Raw genomic sequence first — 24,701 nt, 5'->3', positions numbered from 1 at the left:
TCACTAAGACTGATAAAAAAGTTTTTAAAAGTGCCTTCAGTTTTGGCATCATATTCCTACGTATAAGTTAAATTTAAGTGTGGGTATCTATAAAAAGTATTTGGCTCAAGTTTTATTTATATATATAATAAAGGTAAAAGTTTTTGAAAGGAAAATAATCATGATTAATATAAATGATGCACTAAATATAGTTATTCAAGAGACAAAGGTATTAGATTCAGAAAAAAAAGATATATTGTCTTGCCTTAATAAAGTATTAGCAGAAGATATTTATTCAAAAGATAACTTACCTCCTTTTGATAAGTCTGCTATGGATGGATATGCCATTAGAAGCGAAGATACGAAAGATTACAGTATAGATAATATCATAGAGCTAGAAGTTAAAGGAGTAATAAAAGCTGGAAGTTACTGTAATGAGGAGTTAAGTTCTGGAACTGCTTTTAAAATTATGACTGGAGCACCAATACCTAAAGGGGCAGATGCTGTTATAGAAATTGAAAAGGTAAAAACTGAGGAAAATAAATTATATATATCTGAAGTAGTGAAATCAGGTAATCACATTATTAAACTTGGGGAAGAAATTACTTCCGGACAATTGGCATTAGAAAAAGGAAAAGTTATTAGGCCAGTTGAAATAGGTTTTTTAGCTTCTCTAGGGTATAGTTCAATAAAAGTTTACAAAAGCCCTGTGGTGGCTTTAATTATTACTGGAGATGAACTGGTTGATATAGATAGTTCACTGGAAAAAGGTAAAATAAGAAATAGCAATGAATATTCATTAAAAGCTTTAATTAGTAATTTGCAGGGCGAAGTACTTTCTTTAGGGATAGTTTCAGATAATAAAGAAATCTTAACAGAGAAAGTTAAATATGCTTTAGAAAAAGCTGATATAGTAATTAGTTCTGGAGGTGCATCTGTCGGGGATTATGATTTTATAGAAGATATTTTAAAGGAATTAGGAGCAGATATAAAATTTAATTCAGTGGCTATTAAACCAGGGAAGCCAGCAACTTTTGCCACTTATAAGAATAAATTGTATTTTTCCTTACCAGGAAATCCTCTATCTTTAATAACTACCTTTGAACAACTTGTAAAGCCTGCTATTGAAAAAATGATGGGAAAAAGAGATTTAAATAACGAAGAGATTCCGGTTGTGTTAACCAGCGATTTTAAAACTAAAATAGGTAGAAGAAACTATATATATATTGAATTAAGAAAAGAAAATGGAGCTTATTATGCTTATAAGTTAGGATCACAATCCTCAAGTGCACTAATGACTATGAGTAAAGCCAATGGTTTAATTATTGTGCCTGAGGAATGTGGAGAAGTAAAGGCAGGAGAGATTTTGAGTGGAAAATTTATATTTGAATAAAAGACAAAAGCCTGCTATAGTTTCTGTAGTTTCCACAAAGTCAGGTATGGGAAAAACTACTTTAATTGAGCAGTTAATTAAAATATTTAAAAATAGAAAATACAGCGTAGGTGTATTAAAACATGATGCACATAAGTTTGATATAGATAAAGAAGGAAAAGATAGTTATAGATTTACTAAAGCTGGAGCGGATAATGTGATTATTTCTTCAGCAGAAAAATTAGCTATGATTCAAATATTACAAGAAGAAAAAAGTATTGATGAAACCATTAAACTCTTTGGCAATCTAGATATTGTGTTATTGGAAGGTTTTAAAGAAAACAAGTATCCTAAGATAGAAGTCCATAGAAAAGATGTAGATAATAATTTACTTTGCAAAAATTCTGATTTTAATATAGATACATTTATTGCTCTAGCTAGCGATGAAGAAGTAGAAATAAATATTCCTATTTTAAATTTGAATGATGTACTTTCTCTAGCTGACTTTATAGAGTATAATTTTATAAAGCAAAAGCTTTAATTAGAGTAATACAGTACGAAGCAGTATTTATAACCCCCGCCTGATTCTTAGTTGAACGAATCCAGGGACGTAGCCCTCTTTACTCTCAGTTAAGCAGAGAGCCAAAATCTGTGATTTTGTGCGAATCGGTTAAGCAGACACATACAAAATCTATGATTTTGATATGGTCGCTTACTCTGTGAGTACTCCTCTGACCGTAGGAAGAGGAGTTTCATATAAAGATGGGAGTATTAGAGCGGGTAGTCATCGGATAAATGGAAAAAAACAAATAATTAGTAAATATGACATTATATTAAGGCTCCAACTATATTGTTGGGGTTTTTATATATAGTATAATTAATATATTAAAGAACTTAGGAGGTATTATGGAGATTTTTAAAACTGCAGTAATACTTGCTGGTGGTAAAAGCTCAAGAATGGGATTTGATAAGCAATTTTTAAAGTTAGACGAAAAGTTCTTAATGGATATAGTTATTGGTGAATTGCAGAAAGAATTTAGCGAAATAATTGTTGTAACAAATAAGGTAGAAATTTATAAGGATACTCCGTATAAAGTAATTTGTGATAAAATAAAGAATAAGGGACCTTTAAGTGGTATTCATGTAGGACTCAAGGCAAGTAGCAGTAAATATGTATATTTTATAGCTTGTGACATGCCTAATGTGAATATAGAATATATAAGATATATGAAAGAAAAAATTAGAAATATAGATGTTGGGGCATGTATAACAAAAGAGGGAGATAAAATAGAGCCTCTTAATGGTTTTTATTCAAAAAGTATTATAAAAGATATAGAATATTTGTTTTTGAAAGATAAAAGAGCTATAATTTCTTTAATAGAAAGAGTAAATACTTATTATATAGAAGAGAAGGCTGCCAGAATATATAGTTCAAATTGGGACATGTTTTTAAACCTAAATACTAAGGAAGACTTAAAAAATTATATGCAAGCTCGAAACTTGACTTAGGCCGCAGTATATATAGTATAAATTTTAATGCACTATAATATGTAGTATTGGAGGGAGAAAATGATAGATTCATATGGTAGGGATATAAACTATTTGAGAATATCTATTACTGATTTATGCAATTTAAGATGTAGATATTGTATGCCAGTACAAGGAATACAAAAAATAGATCATGAGAAAATATTGAGGTTAGAAGAAATTTATGAAATAGCAAAAACTTTTGTTTCCTTAGGAATAAATAAAATTAGAATAACAGGAGGAGAACCTTTAGTTAGGAAAGGTGCATTAAATTTAATAGAAAAGCTAGGAAAGTTAGAAGGTATTAAGGATTTTGCAATGACTACTAATGGAGTACTTCTCAAGGATAGTGCAAGAGATTTGAAAAATGCTGGACTTAACAGAGTAAATATAAGTTTAGATACCTTAGATGAAAAAAAGTATTATAATATAACAAAGGGCGGAAATATAAAAGAAGTACTGGAAGGAATAGAGGAAGCTAGAAAAGTAGGACTTACCCCAATAAAGCTAAATGTGGTTTTAATTGGTGGATTTAATGACAATGAAATAGAAGACTTTGTAAATTTAACCAGATACGAAAAAATAGATGTTAGATTTATTGAACTGATGCCCATAGGGCAAGCTAAGGATTGGTCTTTAGATAATTTTATATCCAATAAATTGGTCTTAGAAAAAGTAAAGGAACTAACAGAAATTCAAGGAGAAGATACATCATCTCCTGCTAAATATTATAAATTGCCTAATGGAAAAGGCAGAGTAGGGCTTATAAACCCTATCTCCTGTAAATTTTGTAACAGCTGTAACAGACTTAGATTAACATCGGATGGAAAAATTAAGCCTTGTCTCCATTCAAATGATGAGATAGATTTAAGAACTGCTCTAAGAAAGGGAGAAAATATAAAAGAAATTATTACTGATATAATAAAAAATAAGCCTAAAGAACACAACTTAGAAGATGGAGAGTATATAAAAAGAAATATGATAGCTATAGGAGGTTAACTAATGGAGTTTTCGCATTTTAATAAAGATGGAAGAGCACGTATGGTAAATGTTAACGAAAAGGATGATAGTAGAAGAGTTGCAGTGGCTAAGGGTTCTATAAAGATGAAAGAAGAAACTATAAATTTAGTAAAACAAGGACTTATAAAAAAAGGAGATGTTCTTTCTGTAGCTCAAGTTGCTGGAATTATGGGAGCAAAAAAAACTTCTGATTTTATTCCTATGTGTCATAATATATTCATAACTGGTGCAGATATAAGATTTAATATATTAGAAAATGAAATTGAGATAGAGGCTGAAGTCTCTACTGTCGGAAAAACAGGTGTTGAAATGGAAGCACTAAGTGCAGTATCTATGGCAGCGCTTACTATATATGACATGTGTAAGGCTGTAGATAAAGATATGGTAATTGAAAATATAAGACTTATGAAAAAAATCGGTGGAAAGAGCGGAGAATATATAAGAGAATAAGTATATTGTAAAAAGGAATATATAAGGAGAAACTTTTATGAAAACATTAGGTAAAGTATTATCAATTAATATTAGCGAAAAAAAAGGTGTGGTAAAAAAACCTATTGAACAGGGTATTTTTATAGAAGAACATGGGTTAGAGGGAGATGCACACGCAGGAAAGTGGCATAGACAGGTAAGTCTTTTAGCTGAGGAAAGTATAGATAAAATAAAAAAGTTAGGAATTGAAGGGCTAGACTATGGTAAGTTTGCAGAAAATATCACAACAGAGGGAATTGTGCTTTATGAATTACCAGTTGGGACAAGACTTAGTATAGGTGAAACTATTCAAGAAGTTACTCAAATAGGTAAAGAGTGTCACCAAGGCTGTGAAATTAGAAATTTAGTTGGAGACTGTGTTATGCCAAGGGAAGGTATATTTACAAGGGTTATTAAAGGTGGGGTTGTAAGAGTTGGGGATAGCATAAATATTTTAAATTTATACTGACAAGCAAATTTAAAAATGATACCATAGATTACAATAAATATATATATTTGGTGACAATCGACTAACTGGATAAACTAGAGGTCAAGCTTTAGTAATATTAAAAATAAAGCTTGACCTTTTTTATTTGTATATTAGGTAAATTGATCATTTGGATATATTTTGTAAAGAGCAGTATTAGCTTATATTTAGAAATATAAATTTACAATAATGGAAGGTGATCAATAATGAAATAATTGTTTACTTCCGAATCAGTTACAGAAGAACATCCAGATAAAATTTGTGACCAGATATCAGATGCAGTATTGGAAGCTATTATAGAAAAAGATAAAAATGCTAGGGTGGCATGTGAAACTATTGTTAACACAGGTCTTGTAGTATTAGTAGGTGAAATTTCAACCAGTGCTTATGTAGATATTCTTAAAATAGTAAGTGAAACTATTAATGATATAGAGTATAATCATGGAAAATTTAGATTTGATGGAAAAACCCAAGTTACAGTTGAATATGAAATCTGTAATTTATTTAATGTCACAATAAAAGGTAAAGCTCAAAAAGTCACAGAAGAAGCAAGCTATATTGTTGGAGCTTGTTTAGCTATAAATGGCGGCAGATAAATGTTGTAATGTAAACATTTAATTTTATTTGAAATTATTAGTAAGTTTGGAAATGTGTTCTTAATTCACTATTGACAGGTTGATTGAAATACTCTATTATAAAAATATATAATACATATATGAATACTAGGAATTAATGCTAACTAGAAAAACTAGAGGCATTCGAAAAAAAGTAATTTTTTCGAATGCCTTTTTATTTTACAGTAGACATCATAATCTTTGATTTTGTAATGAATGTTTACTTTGTAGATTTATATGAGAGTTAAATTAAAAGGAGGAAATATGAAATGAGTAATATTAAAAGTCAGCTTTATAAGGAATTAGAAATTAAAAATGCAGTATCTGTTGAAGGTATTGATGTAAATCCAAGTATTTTTTCCAATCTTGATTTAGGTGGTAAGTATCAGGAACAAATACATACTTTATTTGAATATGATCATGAACCACATGCAGGAATAGATTTTCCAGTAGGTTTTACTTCACCAAATGGCTTAAAAATACCTTTTAGATGGGATAGAACTTCAAAATATGCTATTAATTATGATGGAAAAGGGTACTATTTAACAGAGAAAGGTAATGAGATATTTCCTATTGAATTCTTAACACGTCCTGAATATTATAAATTTAAAACCTCTGATGGTACGGAAATGTCTCACGTGGCCACTTATAACAGAGAGGGAACTATTTTTGTAGCATATAGCAATGAGTGTTCTTTAAAGGATAAAGGATTAGATTGTAAATATTGTAATATAAATGCAACAAAGGATACCTATGGTGAGAAACAAAATATTCAATGGAAATATCCTAAACAAATTGGTGAAACTGCAGCAGAGGCTTATAAAAATGGTGCACGTCATATAACCATTAGTGGTGGATTTATACCAGAAAGAAGAGAGGTCGACTACTATATTGACGTTGCAGAAGCAATTAGGGAACATACCGGTTTAGATGATTTTAACGGAACAGGTGTTATCGGAGCTCCTAAAGACCTGGATGTTATTGACAAATATAAAGAAGCAGGATATAGGACTATTGCTATGAATATAGAAATATGGGACAAAAACATTTTTAAAACAATTTGCCCTGGTAAAGAGCAAGAGTGCGGAGGCTGGGATCATTGGGTTAAGTCTTTAGAATATGCTGTTAAAGTATTTGGATATGGAAGAGTAAGATCAAATATAGTTGGTGGAATTGAACCTAAAAAATCAACACTGGAAGGAGTAGAATATCTTGCATCTAAAGGAATTATATGTGGTGCAGGTGCATGGTGTCCTAATCCAGGTTCAGAGCTAGAAGGTCATCGTACTCCAGAACCAGCGTGGCATCTTGATATGGCATATAAAGTTTACAATATATATAGGAAAGCAGGATTCACATATGAGCAATTATATGATTGCAACGCTGCTCCAACATCACTATGCCACGATTTATATAAAATAGAAGATGGATTATTACCTGTATTTAAAGAAAAATTTGCTTAAAATTAATATTTTTAAATGCAATGAAAGGAAGAAGTATATTAAGGAAAGTTTTTAGAGAGAAGTCCTCATGGGCTGAGAGGGACTTTAAATGGAACTTAATAGAAATGCCTCCTGGAGCACTAGATCGAATTATAGTAGACTCTATCAGGTACGCCTGTTACAGCGTAAAAGTATTATTGTACTTTAAGTGAGATATTATGTTTTCATTTATGCATGATAATCAGAGTGGAACCGTGGAAAAAATCTGCCTCTGTGTATATACAGAGGTAGGTTTTTTTGTTATAAATTTAAAATAAAAGGAGCAGATAAGAATGAAAAATAAAAAAATATCTTTAATTGCAATGTTTATCGTAGGAATAATGTTATTAGTTACAGGTTGCGGAAATAGTAATACAAAGGCTATATCTAGCAATGATACTAAAAATCAGAGTTTAATTCCTGTAAGATTTGGTGTAGAGTCAGCTGTATTTTCTACGCAATTTAAGATAGCAAATGCAAAAGGTTTTTTTACTAAAAATGGTATACAACCACAGTTAGTTACTTTTTCCTTTGGTATTGATACTATAAATGCAGCCTTGGCAGATCAGATTGATGTAGGGTTAGCAGCAGATTTTGCAACACTTTCAAGATTTAGCAGTGGAGATTTGAGACTTTTAAGTTTTATCAGCACTGGTAAAGCCGAAAATACTAAGTACGTGGCACGTGATGGTATAACTTCTCCACAGCAGTTAAAGGGAAAAGCTATTGGAGTTTCAAAGGGTACCGTAGGTGAGTATGTTTTAGCTAGATATTTAGAAAAGAATAATATAAAACTAAATGAAGTTAAAATACAAGGTTTTACATCGAATGCTGAGCAAATAGCAGGATTTGAAAGAGGAGATATAAAAGGAGGTTTCTTTGCTGGAGTTAGCCTTGACAAAGTCCTAAAGACTTCAGGTGCCAAAGTTATAGGAACTCAAGCTGATATACCTTTTCAATCACGTGCTTTTTTAATAGTAAAGGATAAACTTTTAAAGGAAAAACCAGAAGCAGCTAAAAGAATTATATTAGCTTTAGATGAAGCAACAAGATTCATAAATGAAAATCCTGAAGCAGCAGCTGAAATTGAAGCTAAGATAATTAAAGCACCTAAGGATAGTGTATTAAGAGAAATAAAAGACTATACTTTTGATATTCGTCTAGCAGATGATGATGTTAAGCAATTGAATGATGTTTATGATTATGCTGTAAAGAATAATTTGATTAAAGGTGGCTTTAATTTGAAAGACAAAATAATAACAGACCCATTAAAGCAGGCTATTCCAGCAAAACTTACTTATAATCCTGATAATTCTAAGTAAAGATACTGTACCATAAATATTTTGGGGGTATGATAAAATGTCAAATGAAAATTCAATAGTAATTGAGCATTTAAGTAAAAGCTATAATGAATCATCAAAAAATGAATCTAAGTATGTTTTGGAGGATATTAATTTAAATTTAAATGGTGGAGAATTTTTTATTCTGTTAGGACCAAGCGGATGCGGTAAATCAACCTTATTAAATATAATTGCTGGGTTTATAGAAAAAACTGAGGGAAATGTACTTATAAATAATAAGAAAGTTGAAAGACCAGGTAGAGAAAGAGCAGTAGTATTTCAGCATCCGGATGCTTCACTTTTTTCGTGGCTTAATGTTAAAGAAAATGTGGAATTTGGTTTAAGAATGAAAAAAATAAGTAAAGAAGAGAGAAGTAAAATATCTAGTAAATATATTGAGTTGGTTGGATTATCAGGACATGAAAAAAAGTTTCCACATGAGCTTTCAGGAGGTATGAAACAGAGGGTTCAACTAGCAAGAGTGCTAGCGAACGATCCACAAATTTTACTAATGGATGAGCCTTTTGGGGCCCTAGATGCACAGACAAGGCGTATCATGCAAAAAGAATTAGTGAGAATATGGCTTAAAACTAAAAAAACCGTTATTTTTGTTACACATGATATTCAAGAAGCACTTATATTAGGTCAAAAAATAGGTATTATGTCTAAATCACCTTCTGCTAGCATCTATAAAATATATGATGTTGACTTTTCATACCCAAGAAATATAACCAGCAGTAAATTTAACGAGCAGTACAGAAAGCTTTTAGCTGAATTCGAAGAAGAAACCAAATATGATCAACCAAATCTAGAAAAAAGATATTATTATAAGCAAAATGTAAGTGCATTATAATGGGTGGTGAAAGTTATGAAATATTTTAAAGAATTACTAAAGTTAGGGTTAGTATCTTGGATTTTTATAATTGTAATATGGGAGATTGCTTCACTCTTTTCAAGACCGGATTTTTTACCAGGACCGATAGCGGTTATAAAAGGTGGAAATGAACTGATTAATGATGGGAGCTTGTTTAAATTTATTTTTATAAGTTCAGGCAGAGTTCTTACAGGATGGGCATTGGGAAGTATTATAGGTATACCAATCGGTTTGTTAATAGGAAAGGTGAAAGCTGTTAAAGCTTTTATAGAACCTATTTTAAATTTCTTTAGATTTGTTCCTGCAATTGGATTTATAACACTATTTATATTATGGTTTGGTATTGGGGAGGCAGGTAAAATTGTTTTAATAATGTATGCAACTACTTTTATTGTTATGTTAAACACAGCAATAGGAGTGTCTAGTATTCAAGAGGAAAAGATAAGAGCAGCTAGGTGTTTAGGAGCATCAGAAAGGCAAATATTATTTAGTGTAGTAATACCTGCTTCTATTCCTCATGTTTTTACAGGTGTAAGGCTTGCCATGGGTAATTCATTTGCAGCTATTGTAGGAGCTGAAATGCTTGCTGCAAACGAAGGGATAGGTTATCTTATATGGACTGCAAGGTTATATTTTAAAACTGAATGGGTATTTATCGGATTAATTTCCTTAGGACTTATGGGTTTTATTACGGATAAGATTCTAGGAAACATAGCTGGTTTAGCTCTGAAAAAATATGGAATTAGAAGGGGAGGCAATTTAAGGAGAGCAGCCTAAGGAAATGAAAGGGTAAGACAACCTACATTCATAAGGACTAAAGCGTATGAGAATATAATAAGGTATATGTGATTCTGGTTTTAGATTAAAAAAATTACTGAAACTAGTTTTCTCTAATCTTTAAGAAAAGAGGAATAAGATTATGATTGAGACTGAACTAACAAAAAAAGAGAAAATTAAACTCTTAAATTTTGATAAAAATAAAGTCATGAAATATGGCAATAAGTACTTAACTATAGAAATTTTCATTACACTAGGAACTTTTACAGCATTATTATTGGCCTGGTATTTTACAACTAAGTTCAAAGTGATATCCGATACTCTTCTTCCATCACCAGCAAAGGTTCTAAAAAGTTTCAATAAGGCATTATTTCAGGGTTATAAAGATACACCACTTTTAAAGCACCTTGCTGACAGTATGTTCAGATTATTGAGTTCCTATGGGTTTGCAGTATTAACTGGTATACCACTTGGCTTAGCCAGCGGCTATAACAGCAAAATAAGAGCAGTTTTTGATCCTTTAGTAGAGTTTTATCAATCACTTCCGCCTTTGGCCTATTATTCTATATTGATTATTTGGCTGGGAATCGGTGATTTTTCTAAAATAGTTCTTCTTTTTTTATCTGCCTTTGCACCAATATTTATTGCCTCTATGTCTGGTGTTAAAAGTGTCCGAGAGGATTTTATCAATGGAGCATATACCTTGGGTGCAGGTAAAGGTCAAACTTTTATACACGTTATATTTCCCGCTTCTCTGCCTTACGTTTTTACAGGATTAAGAACTTCTATGGCATCGGCATACGGAACATTAGTGGCAGCAGAAATGGTTGCAGGAGTAACGGGCATAGGCTGGATGGTCAGCGATGCAAGTAGATTTTTAAGAACTGACATAATCTTCATGGGAATCATTGTTATGGGAATTACAAGTGTTATTTTAGATCGAACAATTCGTCGAGTAGAATCTAAAGTTGTACCATGGAAGGGTAAATTATAATAAAGGAGTGTTTAACTTGAAAAAAGTTATGAAATTAATAAACAGCATAATTATAGCAGTGGTATTCACAGTAAATTTGTCAGCTTGCGGTAAATCTAAAGGACAGGCTCCGCAGAGTAAAAGTGACAGCAAACCTGATACCATAACTATTGGATATCAAGCAGGTGCAGATGATAAGATGCTTGTTAAGGAAAAGGGATGGTTTCAAGAAGAATTGGCTAAACAGGGAATCAAATTAAAATATGTTTCTTTTAATGCAGGAAGAGATATAAATAATGCAGTATTATCTAATAGCATAGATTTTGGAGATTTAGGTGATCCTCCGGTTACAATTGCTGCTGCCAACAATATTCCCTATGAAGTATTCTGGATAGGTAATGTTATTGGTGAGTCAGAAGCTTTGGTTGCTAAAAATAAGGCTAATATCAATTCTATTAAGGACTTAAAAGGTAAAAGAGTTGCAACAACAGTAAGTTCAACTTCTCACTATAGCTTATTAAATGCTTTAAAATCTGAGGGAATTGATGCTAAGGATATTAAACTAGTTGATCTTAATCAAGCAGACATTGTGGCAGCTTGGCAGCGTGGTGATATAGATGCTGCATATATATGGCAGCCAAATTTAAGTAAGCTAATACAGGCTGATGGTAAAGTAATAACTAGCAGTAAGGAAGTTGCAGAAAAAGGGGCACCTACAACTAATTTACTTATAGTACGCAAGGAATTTTCAAAAAAGTATCCTCAATTAGTTTCTCTATATGTAAAGCAACTTATAAAAGCCCATGATTATTTCAAATCTAATCCTGATGATACTGCTGCAACATTAGCTAAAGCACTTCAAATAGATAAATCAGAAGCTGCTAAACAAGCTAAGGAAGTTGAGTGGCTTACACCAGAGGAGATTTTATCTCAAAGATACCTTGGAACTAGCAGCAAAAAGGGAGATTTTGCAAAGAGCTTGAAAGCAATAGGGGATTTTCTAGTAGATCAAAAAGCTCTAACTTCTAAATTAGATCTTTCTGTCTATGAAAATAAAATCAATTCTAAATATTTAGAGGATGCTCTTAAAAAATAAAAAGGCGGTGCCTACCTTTTGGAGGTGATAGCGTGTCAATTGCTAAAGAGCTTAATGTAGTTAATAACGACAATAAACCTTTTAGTAAGATTATTGAAAATGAAAAATTTGTAGATTATGGAAAGACAATTATAGCTTTAAACAATGTAAATTTAATATACAAAGCTGGCAATAAACAAGTTAATGCTTTGGAAAATATAAATCTGGATATAGAGGAAGGCGAATTTGTATGCATTTTAGGTCCTTCAGGTTGTGGTAAGAGTACACTGCTTAAGATAATTGCTGGTTTCATTTCCCCAACTTACGGGGAGGTAACAATGAATGGTGATACTATTTCTGGAGCAGATTGGCATAGAGGGGTTGTATTTCAGCAACCAGCTCTTTACCCTTGGTTAAACGTAGAGGATAATGTGAAATTTGGTTTAAAAATGCGGAAAATACCAAAAGCCGAAAGAATAAAAGCTACAGAATATTATTTAAATAAGGTTGGTCTTTTGGAATTTCGCAAATACAAACCTTATGAATTATCTGGAGGTATGAAACAGAGGATTTCAATTGCACGTGTCTTAGTAAATAACCCACTGGTTTTGCTTATGGATGAGCCTTTTGGCGCTCTCGATGCACTTACTCGCGAACAGATGCAAAACCTGCTTAGAGACATATGGAGGGAAACTAAAAAAACCATACTATTTATTACACATGATGTTGACGAAGCTTTATCCTTAGGAACGAGAGTTCTAGTAATGTCCTCACGCCCTGGCAGAATAATTAAGGAGTTTAAAACATCTTTTACAGAAGATGTGGTGGATTATAACTCCAGTGAAGTACGATTTACTGAAGGTTTCAAGCTTTTACGAGAACAAGTATTGGATTTAATAAATAATGTTCGCACAAAATAAATTGTTTACTTAACAAAAATAATGAAAGAAGGGATTGGTTTGGGTAATTATTCTAATTTTACTATAGATCAAATAAAAAATAAATTATGGGATGAAGTAGCATTAAAAGCTGAATTAGTCGTATATGGAGTAAATATTACTAAGGAAGCATTATCAAAAATAAAACTTGGTACAGAGATACAGGAACAAGTACACTGCTTATTTGAGATGGACTTTGAAATTCATGATTTTTCATTGCCTTCAGATTTCTATCTTTCCTTTGGATTAAGTGTTCCATTTATGTGGAATTCAATATCCGATTATGTGATCGCTGTTGAAAAAAATAATTTTATTCTAACAAAAAAGGGTCATAAAATAACCGAGATAGAATTTCATAAGCGTCCAAAATATTATGATAAATACACATCTGATGGTACTCCCATGTCAAATGTAGGAGTTTTTTACCCAGATGGAAATGTATTTGTTGTATATAGTAATGAATGCTCGTATAAGGATAAGGGAGAGGATTGTCTCTTCTGCAATATAAACTATACTAAAGATACCTACGCTGAAAAAGAAGGTATCAGCTGGAAAAATCCAAAACAGATAGGCGAAACTGTAGCAGCAGCTTACAAGGAAGGTATTGCAAATCATGTCACTATCAGTGGAGGCGTCATACCTGAACGTCGTGAACTGGATTATTATCTTGATGCAGCTGAGGCTATAAAAGAGCATACTGGATTAGATGACTTTAACGGTACTGCTACTGTAGCGGCTCCAATAGATCTTTCAAACATTGATAAGTTTAAAGAAGTAGGTTACAGTTCTACAGCTATGAATCTTGAAATCTGGGATAAAAATATTTATAGTACAATATGTCCTGGAAAATCCAAGAGAAGTGGAGGTTGGGATCATTGGGTAGAAGCCTTAGAATATGCAGTTAAGGTTTTCGGATATGGCAAAGTACGATCTACCTTTGTTGTGGGCATTGAGCCAAAGAAGAAGACAATTGAAGGGTTTGAATATTTATCATCTAAAGGAGTTGTAGCAATAGGTAGCGTATGGATACCAAACCCAGGTTCAGAATTGAGTGGACACCGCACACCAGAACCATCCTGGCACTTGGATCTTGCAGTAAGAAATGTTGCTATTTGGAAGAAAAATGGGATTACTTATGACCATACTTATAATTCAAATGCAAATTCTGATACCTTACAACATGATATTTATAAAATAGAAGACGAGCTGCTTCCGGTATTCAAAAGAACTAATTTATCTTGGAAGTAAAGAAAAAGCATTTAAATTTGTAAATAATTTAAAGTTAATTCCAAATATTCCTAATATGGCGAATCAAAGACTCTTATAGTACATCCTTCAACTACTATATGTGTTGATAACACAGAAGAAGAGAAACTTCAAATGGAAGTATATGATGATCTCTTAAGATTATCTGTAGGTTTGGAGGATATAGCGGATTTAATTTGTGATATTGAAAGTGCGTTAAAGGAAAGATAGATAGGTTCCATGTAAAATACTATTGGGAGAATATAGAAAATATGTTGACTTTATGGTTTGATCATAGTATTATAAAATCGACAATTCAAATAGGAATACTATGAATTAAACAATATAAGGTTATGATAATTAATCTTCAAATAAAGACAAGTAAACTTTTTATTTTTTCTTTGTCTTTAAATTAACTTTTATCTAAATATGATAAAAGTGTAGAAGACTAAATTTTATACAAGTTATTCTATTTTAAAAAATATAATGCTAAAGTCAATAATACCATATTAGTTGACCAGAAAAACTGGAGGCTAAGTTTTATCTTTTTAAGTGAGGATAAAACTTAGCCTTTTTTATTACTTTTTTATAAAAATAAAGTGAAACTTGAATCAGATGGGGTTTGTCTTACGACTCCGGGGCAGTTTCTTATAGCTGATTACCATCAGCAAACTGCCCGTTAAATGCCATTTAGGCATTTAACCCCCACCTGATTCTTAGTTGAACGAATCCAGAGACGTAGCCGCTCTTTACTCCCACTTTAGAGAAGATGGGAGTATTAGAGCGGGTAGTCATCGGATAAATAAGTTTTCGAATTTATAAATACGTCTATAAAGAATATAGAGAAAAAGATTCGAAAAGAAAAAGCGTTCACAAAAAAGCAGTTGAAATATTTACAACACTATATATGGAAAGGGGATAAATATGAGAAAGAAAGCAAAACATATAGCGATTTATGGTAAAGGAGGAATTGGAAAGTCAACTACAACCTCAAATATTAGTGCAGCATTAGCAGAAGCTGGGTATAGAGTAATACAAATTGGCTGTGATCCTAAAAGTGACTCCACTAATACTTTGAGAGGTGGTACTTACCTTCCAACAGTTTTAGATAATTTAAGAGAATCAAAAAAAGTTAAAATAACTGATATATCAGAAGAAGGCTTTGGTGGTATATTATGCATTGAAGCAGGCGGGCCAGTACCGGGAGTAGGTTGTGCAGGAAGAGGAATTAACGCTGCGGTATCACTGCTCCAGGATTTAAATGTGTTTGAAGAATTTGAGGCTGATTATGTACTATATGATGTTTTAGGAGATGTGGTATGCGGTGGCTTTGCTGTACCTATAAGAGATGGAATAACTGATAGAGCCTATGTAGTAAGTTCTTCAGATTTTATGGCAATTTACGCAGCAAATAATTTATTCAAAGCCATTAATAAATATGCTCCTTCAGGTGGTGCTAAATTAGGAGGAATCATAGGAAATGGATTATCAGCTGTCTATTCAAACTCCATTCTAGATGATTTTGCTAGGCTTACTTCCACAAAAGTGGTTGGGTATGTGCCAAGGTCTTTAGTAGTATCACAAAGTGAGCTTTTAGGACAAACAGTGATACAGGCAAATCCAAAATCAAAACATGCAGATATATACAGAAATCTTGCAAAATATATTGCAGAAAGTGAAGATTTAGAAGTGCCAACTCCTCTTGGGGTAAATGAACTTCGTGATTGGGCAAAAGAATGGGGAGGAAAAGTATTTGAACAAAAAACAGGAACAGTTAATGATGGTTTTGGTATTTAGGGGGGGACGTAAATGAGTTTACTAAGAAAAAGAACTGCGGAAATAAGAGAAAAAAGAGTTAATGCTACAAACGCATATTATGGTTCTTCCGCTAAAATAATAGAGGACTTAAAAAGTGATGACTTAGTGCAAAGAATAAGAACTTTTTCAGAGGGAAGTACAGATGAATTAATAGAAACTCTACAGGTTCTCAGTAGTTTTAAAGATGCAGTTGTCATAATTCATGGTGCTATAGGTTGTGCTTCAATAGAATTGGATATTTTTAAGGATAGAGGGAATATATGGTTTTCCACAGATTTAAATCAAGAAGACTCAATTCTAGGTGGTTTTGATAAACTTAAAGAGATAATTTCAGTAGCCTATAGGGAATACAAACCTAAAGTTATTTTTATAGCTACAACTCCACTAGTAGCTATAAATAATGATGATGTCATTGGAGCAGCCGAGGAACTTAAAGAAGAATTGGGTATAGAAATTATACCAATCTTTTCAGATGGTTTTAAGTCTAAAATTAATACTTATGGTTATGATGTAGCTTCACATGGAATAGTAAAACAATTGCTAAAAGAAAAAGAAAATAATGGAGGGGACTATATTAATTTAATTTCAGTTAATGAAAATAACAAAAATATTAACGAAGTAGTAAAACTTCTTAATGAAATTGGATTAAAAATAAATTTATTTCCACAACTATCAACTACTGAAAATTTATATAGAGCGACTAATGCAAAGTTTAGTATAGCTTTAGATGAAGATGAAGGAGATTACTTAGGTAAAGCCATAGAAGAGAAATTTGAAGTTCCATTTATTAATATACCTAAACCTATAGGAAGGAGCAAAACTAATGAGTGGCTTAGGAAGATTGGTAAAGAAAGTGGTCTTCAGGCAAATGTAGAAGCTGTAATTGAAAAGTATTCTGATATTAAAGAAGATGAAGAGATATTAAAAGACAAAAAAGTATATTTAGACTTACCAGCTTCATATATAGTAGCAACTATTGGATTAGTTGAAGCACTAGGTGGGGAAGTTATAGGTATATCTGTAGAAAATATAAGTCTTTTAAATGAAGAATTAATTATCTACTTGCAGGAGAACACAGACTTAAATCTTCATGTATCAAATAGTCAAAGCTTTGAAAAAGTAAATATACTAAATAAAGAAAAACCAGACTTATATATAACAAACAAAAAAAATGCACATTTGGGTGTAGAACTTAATATACCTAGTATATCTATTGAAAATATAAGCTTATATGGGTATAAAACTATAGAAGAATTCAAGAAAATCGCAGTAAAAACTTTAAACAATTTTACAAGGTTAAGTAGTGGAAATAGGCGGCCTTCTTATCATAAAGGTTGGTTAAGTAAAAATGCAAACTGGTATATAAAGCAGGAGGTGAAGTAATTTGGAAAAACCAAGAAATAGTTGTATGTTACATGGAGCCATAGAGACAATCCTTCAAATAAGTGGTGCTGTTCCACTAATTCACTCTACTGCAGGTTGTTCAGTGCAGCATAATTATTCAGGATTTTCAATACCATCATCAAATTTATTTGAAAGACAAGTTATTTTTGGGGCAACTTCAAGACTAAGAGAACAAATTAAAAATACAGTTAAAGTTGCAAATGGTGAATTATATGTAGTGTTAAGCGGATGCACTGCAGAACTTATAGGTGACGATGTACCAGCAATGGTAAAGGAAGCTGAGCAGCAAGGAGAGAAAATAACCTTCGTTGAAGCTGCTGGTTTTAAAGGAAGTTTCCATGATGGTTATGTAGCTACCTTCAAAAAATTAGCTGACTATTTATTATCAAATGAAAATCATGATCAAGTAAAAGAGGTAGGGTTAGTAAATATACTAGGCATTGTTCCAAATCAAGATATATTTTGGCAGGGTGAACTGTTAGAGATAAAGAGAATCATGGAAAACATAGGTTTAAAAGTAAATACATTATTCGGAATAGATGGAACAATAGATGAATGGGAAAAAATATCTAATGCACAATTGAATTTAGTGTTATCCCCTTGGGGTATAGAAATAGCAGAATATTTAAAAAAAAAATTTGAAACTCCTTATTTAAATTTAAATAATTTGCCAGTAGGCCTAGAAGAGACTTCAAAGTTTTTAGTTGAAGTTAGCAAAACTATAAATATTGAAGAAAAAATAGTGTCAGATTATATAGAAAAAGAAAGGTTAGAGTTTAACTACTATTTTAATAAGCTGTCACAATTGTATTATGATTATGATTTGCAAAGAAACTTTGCTCTTGTAGTAGAAAGTGGACTTGTTGTGGGCATAACTAAATTTTTAACAAACACTCTTGGACTAATTCCAGCTGTAATTATTGTTACAGACAAAGTGGATGTAGATTATAAGAATTATGTAAACAGTGAGCTTAAAACTTCAGAAATAGTTTTTACTGATGACAGTAGAGTTATAAATGAATATATAACAGAAAGAAACATTGAATTAATAATAGGAAGCTCACTTGAAAAAGCTATTGCAGAAAAGCTAAATGTACCATTTGTGCTAGCAGCTTATCCAGCAATTGATGAACTTATATTAAATAGAAGCTTTGTAGGTTTCAGAGGAGCTATTGAGTTACTAGAAATACTATTTAGTACTATACAAAAACATGAAAGACTTATTAATAAGCAACTAGAAAATGAAATATTGCAATTAATTAATAATTAAAGTTAAAGCTTGGATGGGAATTTTAAACAAAATATTTTATAAATCTAACAGGAAGATTCGTAATAGGAGGTCCTCAAGGAGATTCCGGCTTAACAGGAAGAAAAATCATAGTAGATACTTATGGAGGTTATGGAAGACACGGTGGTGGTGCCTTTTCAGGAAAAGATCCAACAAAGGTAGATAGATCAGGAGCATACGGAGCAAGATGGGTAGCAAAGAATTTAGTAGCAGCAGGAGTAGCAGAAAAGCTAGAAATAGAAATAGCATATGCAATCGGGGTAGCTAGGCCAGTATCAATTACTGTAGATACTTTTGGATCAGGAAAGATTCCAGACGAGAAAATAGCAGAAATAGTAGAAAAAGTATTTGATTTAAGACCAGCAGCAATAATAAGAGATCTTGATCTCAGAAGACCAATATACAAACAGACTGCTGCATATGGACATTTTGGAAGAACTGATTTGAATATGCCATGGGAAAAGCTTGATAAAGTTGATGAGATAAAGAAATATCTGTAACTTATTATAAATGAATCTTACTTAGTGAGAGTTTATGCTCCCACTAAGTTTAGATGAATTATCTTAGCAAATTATGTTAATTGGGCTGTGTTAAAAGGCGATTTATCAATGGTCTTTTGTCAGCCTTTTTATTTATTAATTATTCAAAAAAATTACACATAAAAAACAATAGGATGAAAAAATAGTAGTTGAAAAAGGAAAGCCTGTAGGTAATGATGAGAAAGAACTAATTGTAAGGGCTAATAAAAAATTTGAAGAATTTATAATAAAATCATAGGTTGTAACTAAGTTATAATATTTCAGCGAAGTTATAGTATTTTGTACAAAATTGTAGAAATATATAGGAATTTAGTTTTTATATATACATATTAAACACTATACTTATTTGACTATAAATTACTATAGAGTTAAAATAAAAAGGTGTGATTATTAAAACTTATAATAATATTATATATAACAATGGTTTGATTGAAAAGAAAGATATATAGTATTGAAATATCTTAGCTTTATAATAAGCCAGTACACGTGTAGGAATACGCTTTGTACTGGCTTTTTTTGCTTATTGCAATAGAAAACATACTACGTAAAAGGCTCATAAGAGTAGAAGATAAAAAAATGTATAGATAATCATGCCCGAAACTTAACTTATACTCCGGAATATGCTGCTAAACTTCAGCACGTTAAAAACTTTTAATCAGTCTAAAGTTTGTGTTTTTGAAAATCTAAGAAACTTTGATAAACTCGTACCTCAGTCCGGACCAACTTATCAATTACCATTGATAAGTCGCTCGTTGAAAGCCATTCAGGCTTTCAACCATATCAAAGCTTCTAAGATTTTCTAAAAACACTTCACTAAGACTGATAAAAAAGTTTTTAAATGTGCTTCAGTTTTGTCAACATATTCCTACGTATAAGTTAAGTTTAGAGCTAGAAACCCTATATAGACTAAAAATGTTAAAGTTTAATATAAAACAAAATTTTATAAAAGGAAGATAAAATTATGGATAAAACTTTAGAGTGTAAAGTTATTAAAATAGAAGAAAACATAAAAAGTGATTTCGATGAATTACTAGTGTGTGAATATCCATTAACGATTTACTTAAATAAAAAAAAGATAGCAACTCTTTTGTGTAGTCCTGAGAATCTTAAAGAGCTAACTTTAGGGTTTTTAAGAACGGAAAGATTAATTGCAAATGTAGAAGAGGTAATTTATTTTAATTTAGATGAGGCAAAAGGAATAGCAGAAGTAGAGACTGAAAGTAAGATTGTTTCTGCAGAAAAGTTTCATTCTAAAAAGGTTAAACTAGAAAATATCCATGGTAGTGATGGAAGCAGTCTTTCTAACTTTTTTGATTCTATAAATTGTGACTCTGTAGATAGCAATATGGTTTTACCTTATGAAAAAGCTTATGAATTTATGGAAAAAAATCTTACTTATTCTGAGGTGTTCAGAAAAACAGGTGGAGTACATTGTGTAGCTTTATGTGACACTAATGATATTTTGGTTATTTGTGAAGATGTAGCACGTCATAATGCTTTAGATAAGGTTATAGGACGCTCTCTAATGAAAAATATATTTTTAAAAGATAAGATTATTATACTTAGCGGAAGAGTATCCTTGGAAATGATTTTAAAAGCCGCTAAGCTGCAAATCCCAATAATTATATCAAAATCAGCACCTACAAGCTTATCTGTAGCATTAGCCAAAAAGTTGAATATCACACTAGTTGGTTTTGTTAGAGGAAGAAAAATGAATATATATGCAAATGAACAGAGAATTAAATATTAATTTTTGTACTATAAGTTTAGAGAGGATGGAAAAAAATGAAAACAAACCCTAATTCCTTTGTTATAGCTAATTCAAATAGCTGTATAGGCTGTAAGGCTTGTGAAATAGCATGCTTTGCAGTTCATAATAAGACTAATAACGTAGCAGCTACAGTTGGTACAGTTACAACTCCTATTATACCAAGACTAAATGTAATTAAAGGTGAAAATTATTCTGTTCCAATTCAATGTAGACATTGTGAGGATGCTCCCTGTGCTAATGTATGCCCAGTAGGTGCAATTAAACAAGACAATAACGCTATTATTATTGATGAAAAGCTGTGTATAGGCTGTAAAACTTGCCTTATAGCATGTCCTGTTGGCGCTATAGATTTGCTTCCTGAGTATTATAATGGGGAAGAAGTAATGCAGATTAACTTAAAAGAAAGTAAAGAAAATGAATTAAATAATAAAGTAAAAAGTATTGCATATAAGTGTGATTTATGTAAAGAAAGTGGTAAACCAGCATGTGTAACTGCTTGTCCGCAAAATGCTTTAACTCTTGCAACGCCAGTAAAAGAAAAAAAGTATCGTAATATAGAAGCTGCTTTAAGTTTGGTGCAGGCAGCAAAAAATTATAAATAGTTTTTTAGTATTTCATTTTAAGTAGTTGTAAAAATATTACCTCAATTATAAGGAGAGAGAAGTTAAAATGTCAGTAAGCAATAGTATAATTAATATTGATAAAGAGCTGTGCACGGGATGCAGAAGATGTGCAGAGGTCTGTCCTGTAAATGCAATAGAAGGACAAGAAGGTAAACCTCAAGCTGTAAACACAAATAGATGTGTTGTTTGTGGTCAATGTGTACAAATATGCAGTGTCTATGCTTCTAATTTTCAAGAAGACATAACAGCTAGGAATATAAAATTACATGAGAGAGGAATGCTGCCAAGTGTTAAAGAGCCGCTTTTTGCTGCATATAACGCTGGAAATGCTAGGCAAGTTAAGGATGCCCTAGCTGATTCTAACCTTTATAAAATTGTACAATGTGCTCCAGCAGTTAGAGTTGCTTTAGCAGAAGAATTTGGACTACCACTAGGAGCTCTTACTCCAGGAAAAATGGCAGCAGCCCTTCGTCGTTTGAACTTTAATAGAATTTATGATACTAATTTTGCTGCGGATTTAACTATTATGGAAGAGGGTAGTGAACTAATAAAGAGAGTAACTGAACAGAGTAATCTACCTATGTTTACCTCTTGTTGTCCAGCTTGGGTAAAGTTTGCTGAACAAGAGTATCCAGAATTGTTAAATCATCTTTCAAGTTGCAAATCACCACAGCAAATGGCAGGAGTATTATTTAAAACCTATGGAGCAAAAATTGACGATGTAGATCCTAGTAAAATATTTAGTGTAGCTATCATGCCTTGTACCTGTAAACAGTTTGAGTGTGATAGACCAGAAATGAAGGATAGTGAATATAAAGATGTAGATATAGTGTTAACTACCAGGGAGCTAGCTCAATTAATTAAGGATAAAAATATTGATTTTATAAACTTACCTGATGAAGAATTTGACTCACCATTAGGAAACTATAGTGGAGCTGGAACTATTTTTGGTGCTACAGGTGGAGTTATGGAAGCGGCATTAAGGACAGGCTATGAGTTAATAACAAAACAAACTATTCCAAGCATAGACTTAGACTTTATCAGAGGAAGTGAAGGTATAAGAACAGCTAATGTTAAATTTGGTGAATTAGAATTAAAAGTTGCTGTAGTTTCTGGATTAAAAAATGTTGTTCCACTACTTGAAGACTTAAAAAATGGAAAGTGTGATTTTCACTTCATAGAGGTAATGACTTGTCCTGAAGGTTGTGTTAGTGGTGGAGGACAACCTAAACTTCTTTTAGAGGAATATAGAGAAGTAGCATATAAAGAAAGAAAAAAGGCCATTTATAGTCATGATTTTAAGCTAGAACTAAGAAAATCACATGAAAATCCCGCTATAAAAAGGTTATACGAAGAATTCTTAGGAGAACCCTTAGGTCATCAGTCTCATCATTTATTACATACAAAATATATTTCAAGAAAGGAGAAAAATAATGAATAGCTTTGTTGTAGCAGATCCAAGTAAATGTATTGGATGCAGAACTTGTGAGGTAGCCTGCGTAGTAGCTCATTCTGATAAAAATATATTTACCTCTAATAGTAATGATATAGAATTTAATCCACGTTTAAGTGTTGTAAAAACAGCTGAGGTTAGCGCACCAATTCAGTGTAGGCATTGTGAGGATGCCCCTTGTGCTAATTCATGTCCTAATGGATCTATTGTTAATAAAGATGGAGTTGTTTATATAGAGCAAAGTACTTGTGTAGGGTGTAAGACTTGTCTTATAGCATGTCCTTTAGGTGCTATTGAATTGGTTTCACAGTATAATGATGGAGAAAAAGTATTACAATCAGGTTTAAAAGTTGCTGATTGTAATAAGCTTCAAGCTAAAGAGAGAATAGTAGCTAATAAATGTGATTTATGTATAGATCGGGAAAATGGAGCAGCTTGTATAGAAATTTGTCCTACTAATGCGTTAAGGATGATTGAATATAATGAAATTAATGAATCTATTAAAGCGAAAAGAAAGCAGAGTGCACAAGAGTTAGCAAACGTAATAACTAGAAAGTAGTTTAATTAGAAATAACTTTTCTGAAGAATATATAACAAATTTGTAGTATGTACTAACAGGAAAACTAGAGGTCGTATTTCATTTTAAATGAAATATGACCTTTTTTAGATAAAAAAGACCGGATATATATCCGGTCTCCAGATGTCTGGTCGACAAATAATCAATTTAAATACAATAAAAGCTAATTATGTTAAAAACACTATAACATTCAAATACCGTACTGTCAATGATAAATTTTACATTAAATGAAAATACATGATGATTTTTGAAATTTATTTACACGCTATGCAGGTAAATGTATAATATTTACAAATGTTTAAGTGTAAATATAGAATTGTTGACCAAATTAATGAAACTCTAAATCTAAGGCTTCAGAATGGACAGTGAAACTGGAGTATTATAATTCTAATAATATGTATTGCTGAAAATTTTACTACCTTACATTACAAAAAAGCCAGCTTTCTCAATGAGAAAGCTGGCTTATGCCGTAACTATTCAATAGTTACAGTTCTGAAGAATAAGTATCCCAGTGGTGATACGTTCATTCCTTTAATATTAGATTTAATCATGTGGACTTCAAGTTGGAAAAATCATTATAAATCAGGTTAGCTAAGGTTTAATATCAGATGATATAACCAATAGAAGTTTTATTATTACTATAATAAACTGAATCAGGTGTATCTATATACTAAATATTAAATATATTTGAGAATAATGAAGAACTAATAGGATATATTACTGAAATCAAGTATTTATTAAATATGATACTCAGAAAAAGATGATAAGATAACATTCGTCGCTGAGATGGCGGTAAACAACTGAGCGAAAATTCCTAGTCAAAAATATGTTGACAAAGATTAAGCTTGTATGATAGTATATGAAAGCTGTCAACAACATAATAAGTTATTTAATAATGCAACTGCACATTGGTAATAAATTACTAGTTGACGAGCTGAAAGAAACATGATAAGATGTAAATCCAGTCGCAAGTGAGCGACACGATCCTTGAAAATTAAACAGAGTGAGATAAGAAAACTTATCTATATAAATAAACCAGCAATTCTTTTGAGCTACTA

22 protein-coding genes, 2 pseudogenes and 1 other annotated feature are annotated in these 24,701 nt (G+C 31.6%); all 24 genes and pseudogenes read left to right on the top strand.

The window, feature by feature from the left end; genetic code table 11:
- The first annotated feature begins 160 nt into the window (after window positions 1-160).
- Window positions 161-1,372 carry a gephyrin-like molybdotransferase Glp gene (gene glp / locus HGI79_RS19055; protein WP_185652264.1) on the top strand — a complete coding sequence of 404 codons (1,212 nt, stop codon included), beginning with the start codon at window positions 161-163 and terminating at the stop codon, window positions 1,370-1,372.
- Window positions 1,350-1,892 carry a molybdopterin-guanine dinucleotide biosynthesis protein B gene (mobB, locus tag HGI79_RS19050; RefSeq protein WP_185652263.1) on the top strand — a complete coding sequence of 181 codons (543 nt, stop codon included), beginning with the start codon at window positions 1,350-1,352 and terminating at the stop codon, window positions 1,890-1,892. Before glp ends, mobB begins: the two co-directional genes overlap by 23 nt.
- Window positions 1,893-2,257: 365 nt before the next feature.
- A complete protein-coding gene (locus HGI79_RS19045; RefSeq protein WP_185652262.1) occupies window positions 2,258-2,860 on the top strand; it encodes a molybdenum cofactor guanylyltransferase in 603 nt (200 codons plus the stop codon).
- A 60-nt stretch (window positions 2,861-2,920) separates the two neighbouring features.
- Window positions 2,921-3,877, top strand: coding sequence for a GTP 3',8-cyclase MoaA (moaA, locus tag HGI79_RS19040; RefSeq protein ID WP_185652261.1), 957 nt, complete (start codon window positions 2,921-2,923; stop codon window positions 3,875-3,877).
- Between the two features lie 3 nt (window positions 3,878-3,880).
- Window positions 3,881-4,348: a cyclic pyranopterin monophosphate synthase MoaC gene (moaC, locus tag HGI79_RS19035; RefSeq protein WP_185652260.1), complete on the top strand. Its 468-nt coding sequence runs from the start codon at window positions 3,881-3,883 to the stop codon at window positions 4,346-4,348.
- A 37-nt stretch (window positions 4,349-4,385) separates the two neighbouring features.
- On the top strand, window positions 4,386-4,835 hold the full coding sequence (locus tag HGI79_RS19030) for an MOSC domain-containing protein (RefSeq protein WP_185652259.1): 450 nt from the start codon (window positions 4,386-4,388) through the stop codon (window positions 4,833-4,835).
- Window positions 4,836-5,068: 233 nt separating this feature from the next.
- Window positions 5,069-5,285: pseudogene (locus HGI79_RS23000) on the top strand (S-adenosylmethionine synthetase N-terminal domain-containing protein); the annotation flags it as partial.
- A 451-nt stretch (window positions 5,286-5,736) separates the two neighbouring features.
- A complete protein-coding gene (locus tag HGI79_RS19020; RefSeq protein WP_185652257.1) occupies window positions 5,737-6,930 on the top strand; it encodes a radical SAM protein in 1,194 nt (397 codons plus the stop codon).
- 11 nt (window positions 6,931-6,941) lie between these two features.
- Window positions 6,942-7,185, top strand: a binding site (T-box leader).
- A 56-nt stretch (window positions 7,186-7,241) separates the two neighbouring features.
- A complete protein-coding gene (locus tag HGI79_RS19015) occupies window positions 7,242-8,270 on the top strand; it encodes an ABC transporter substrate-binding protein (RefSeq protein WP_185652256.1) in 1,029 nt (342 codons plus the stop codon).
- Window positions 8,271-8,307: 37 nt separating this feature from the next.
- On the top strand, window positions 8,308-9,141 hold the full coding sequence (locus HGI79_RS19010; RefSeq protein ID WP_185652255.1) for an ABC transporter ATP-binding protein: 834 nt from the start codon (window positions 8,308-8,310) through the stop codon (window positions 9,139-9,141).
- A 15-nt stretch (window positions 9,142-9,156) separates the two neighbouring features.
- Window positions 9,157-9,939 carry an ABC transporter permease gene (locus HGI79_RS19005; protein ID WP_185652254.1) on the top strand — a complete coding sequence of 261 codons (783 nt, stop codon included), beginning with the start codon at window positions 9,157-9,159 and terminating at the stop codon, window positions 9,937-9,939.
- 142 nt (window positions 9,940-10,081) lie between these two features.
- Complete coding sequence (locus tag HGI79_RS19000; RefSeq protein ID WP_241428275.1) at window positions 10,082-10,933, top strand: ABC transporter permease; 852 nt, start codon at window positions 10,082-10,084, stop codon at window positions 10,931-10,933.
- Window positions 10,934-10,949: 16 nt separating this feature from the next.
- The gene (locus HGI79_RS18995; protein ID WP_185652253.1) at window positions 10,950-12,008 is read left to right on the top strand and encodes an aliphatic sulfonate ABC transporter substrate-binding protein; all 1,059 of its coding nucleotides are present in this window, start codon (window positions 10,950-10,952) and stop codon (window positions 12,006-12,008) included.
- Between the two features lie 92 nt (window positions 12,009-12,100).
- Window positions 12,101-12,907, top strand: a complete 807-nt coding sequence (locus HGI79_RS18990; RefSeq protein WP_185652266.1) for an ABC transporter ATP-binding protein — start codon at window positions 12,101-12,103, stop codon at window positions 12,905-12,907.
- A 39-nt stretch (window positions 12,908-12,946) separates the two neighbouring features.
- A complete protein-coding gene (locus HGI79_RS18985; protein ID WP_241428274.1) occupies window positions 12,947-14,173 on the top strand; it encodes a radical SAM protein in 1,227 nt (408 codons plus the stop codon).
- A 75-nt stretch (window positions 14,174-14,248) separates the two neighbouring features.
- A complete protein-coding gene (locus HGI79_RS22995; RefSeq protein ID WP_313885236.1) occupies window positions 14,249-14,401 on the top strand; it encodes a PLP-dependent transferase in 153 nt (50 codons plus the stop codon).
- A gap of 693 nt (window positions 14,402-15,094) precedes the next feature.
- Entirely contained in the window at window positions 15,095-15,967 is an 873-nt protein-coding gene (locus HGI79_RS18975; protein ID WP_185652251.1) for an AAA family ATPase, read from the top strand.
- 12 nt (window positions 15,968-15,979) lie between these two features.
- Window positions 15,980-17,371 (top strand): nitrogenase component 1, encoded by a 1,392-nt coding sequence (locus HGI79_RS18970; RefSeq protein ID WP_185652250.1) that lies wholly within the window; start codon window positions 15,980-15,982, stop codon window positions 17,369-17,371.
- Between the two features lies 1 nt (window position 17,372).
- Complete coding sequence (locus HGI79_RS18965; RefSeq protein WP_241428273.1) at window positions 17,373-18,662, top strand: nitrogenase component 1; 1,290 nt, start codon at window positions 17,373-17,375, stop codon at window positions 18,660-18,662.
- 26 nt (window positions 18,663-18,688) lie between these two features.
- Window positions 18,689-19,180, top strand: a pseudogene (locus tag HGI79_RS18960) (methionine adenosyltransferase domain-containing protein); the annotation flags it as partial.
- Between the two features lie 1,000 nt (window positions 19,181-20,180).
- Window positions 20,181-20,969 (top strand): formate dehydrogenase accessory sulfurtransferase FdhD, encoded by a 789-nt coding sequence (fdhD, locus tag HGI79_RS18955; protein WP_185652249.1) that lies wholly within the window; start codon window positions 20,181-20,183, stop codon window positions 20,967-20,969.
- Between the two features lie 35 nt (window positions 20,970-21,004).
- Window positions 21,005-21,592 (top strand): 4Fe-4S dicluster domain-containing protein, encoded by a 588-nt coding sequence (locus tag HGI79_RS18950; RefSeq protein ID WP_185652248.1) that lies wholly within the window; start codon window positions 21,005-21,007, stop codon window positions 21,590-21,592.
- A 67-nt stretch (window positions 21,593-21,659) separates the two neighbouring features.
- Entirely contained in the window at window positions 21,660-23,054 is a 1,395-nt protein-coding gene (locus tag HGI79_RS18945; RefSeq protein ID WP_185652247.1) for a [FeFe] hydrogenase, group A, read from the top strand.
- On the top strand, window positions 23,047-23,625 hold the full coding sequence (locus HGI79_RS18940) for a 4Fe-4S dicluster domain-containing protein (protein ID WP_185652246.1): 579 nt from the start codon (window positions 23,047-23,049) through the stop codon (window positions 23,623-23,625). The genes HGI79_RS18945 and HGI79_RS18940 overlap by 8 nt, the downstream gene beginning before the upstream one ends.
- The last annotated feature ends 1,076 nt before the right edge of the window (window positions 23,626-24,701 follow it).

The sequence above is a fragment of the Clostridium sp. DJ247 genome, assembly GCF_014231265.1.
This window is presented reverse-complemented; position numbering and strand designations above follow the sequence as displayed.

What these genes read in the sequence shown, in the direction of transcription:
- glp (WP_185652264.1), top strand. Translation starts at nt 161, where the DNA reads ATGATTAATATAAATGATGCACTAAATATAGTTATTCAAGAGACAAAG.
- HGI79_RS19045 (WP_185652262.1), top strand. Translation starts at nt 2,258, where the DNA reads ATGGAGATTTTTAAAACTGCAGTAATACTTGCTGGTGGTAAAAGCTCA.
- moaA (WP_185652261.1), top strand. Translation starts at nt 2,921, where the DNA reads ATGATAGATTCATATGGTAGGGATATAAACTATTTGAGAATATCTATT.
- moaC (WP_185652260.1), top strand. Translation starts at nt 3,881, where the DNA reads ATGGAGTTTTCGCATTTTAATAAAGATGGAAGAGCACGTATGGTAAAT.
- HGI79_RS19030 (WP_185652259.1), top strand. Translation starts at nt 4,386, where the DNA reads ATGAAAACATTAGGTAAAGTATTATCAATTAATATTAGCGAAAAAAAA.
- HGI79_RS19020 (WP_185652257.1), top strand. Translation starts at nt 5,737, where the DNA reads ATGAGTAATATTAAAAGTCAGCTTTATAAGGAATTAGAAATTAAAAAT.
- HGI79_RS19015 (WP_185652256.1), top strand. Translation starts at nt 7,242, where the DNA reads ATGAAAAATAAAAAAATATCTTTAATTGCAATGTTTATCGTAGGAATA.
- HGI79_RS19010 (WP_185652255.1), top strand. Translation starts at nt 8,308, where the DNA reads ATGTCAAATGAAAATTCAATAGTAATTGAGCATTTAAGTAAAAGCTAT.
- HGI79_RS19005 (WP_185652254.1), top strand. Translation starts at nt 9,157, where the DNA reads ATGAAATATTTTAAAGAATTACTAAAGTTAGGGTTAGTATCTTGGATT.
- HGI79_RS19000 (WP_241428275.1), top strand. Translation starts at nt 10,082, where the DNA reads ATGATTGAGACTGAACTAACAAAAAAAGAGAAAATTAAACTCTTAAAT.
- HGI79_RS18975 (WP_185652251.1), top strand. Translation starts at nt 15,095, where the DNA reads ATGAGAAAGAAAGCAAAACATATAGCGATTTATGGTAAAGGAGGAATT.
- HGI79_RS18970 (WP_185652250.1), top strand. Translation starts at nt 15,980, where the DNA reads ATGAGTTTACTAAGAAAAAGAACTGCGGAAATAAGAGAAAAAAGAGTT.
- fdhD (WP_185652249.1), top strand. Translation starts at nt 20,181, where the DNA reads ATGGATAAAACTTTAGAGTGTAAAGTTATTAAAATAGAAGAAAACATA.
- HGI79_RS18950 (WP_185652248.1), top strand. Translation starts at nt 21,005, where the DNA reads ATGAAAACAAACCCTAATTCCTTTGTTATAGCTAATTCAAATAGCTGT.
- HGI79_RS18945 (WP_185652247.1), top strand. Translation starts at nt 21,660, where the DNA reads ATGTCAGTAAGCAATAGTATAATTAATATTGATAAAGAGCTGTGCACG.
- HGI79_RS18940 (WP_185652246.1), top strand. Translation starts at nt 23,047, where the DNA reads ATGAATAGCTTTGTTGTAGCAGATCCAAGTAAATGTATTGGATGCAGA.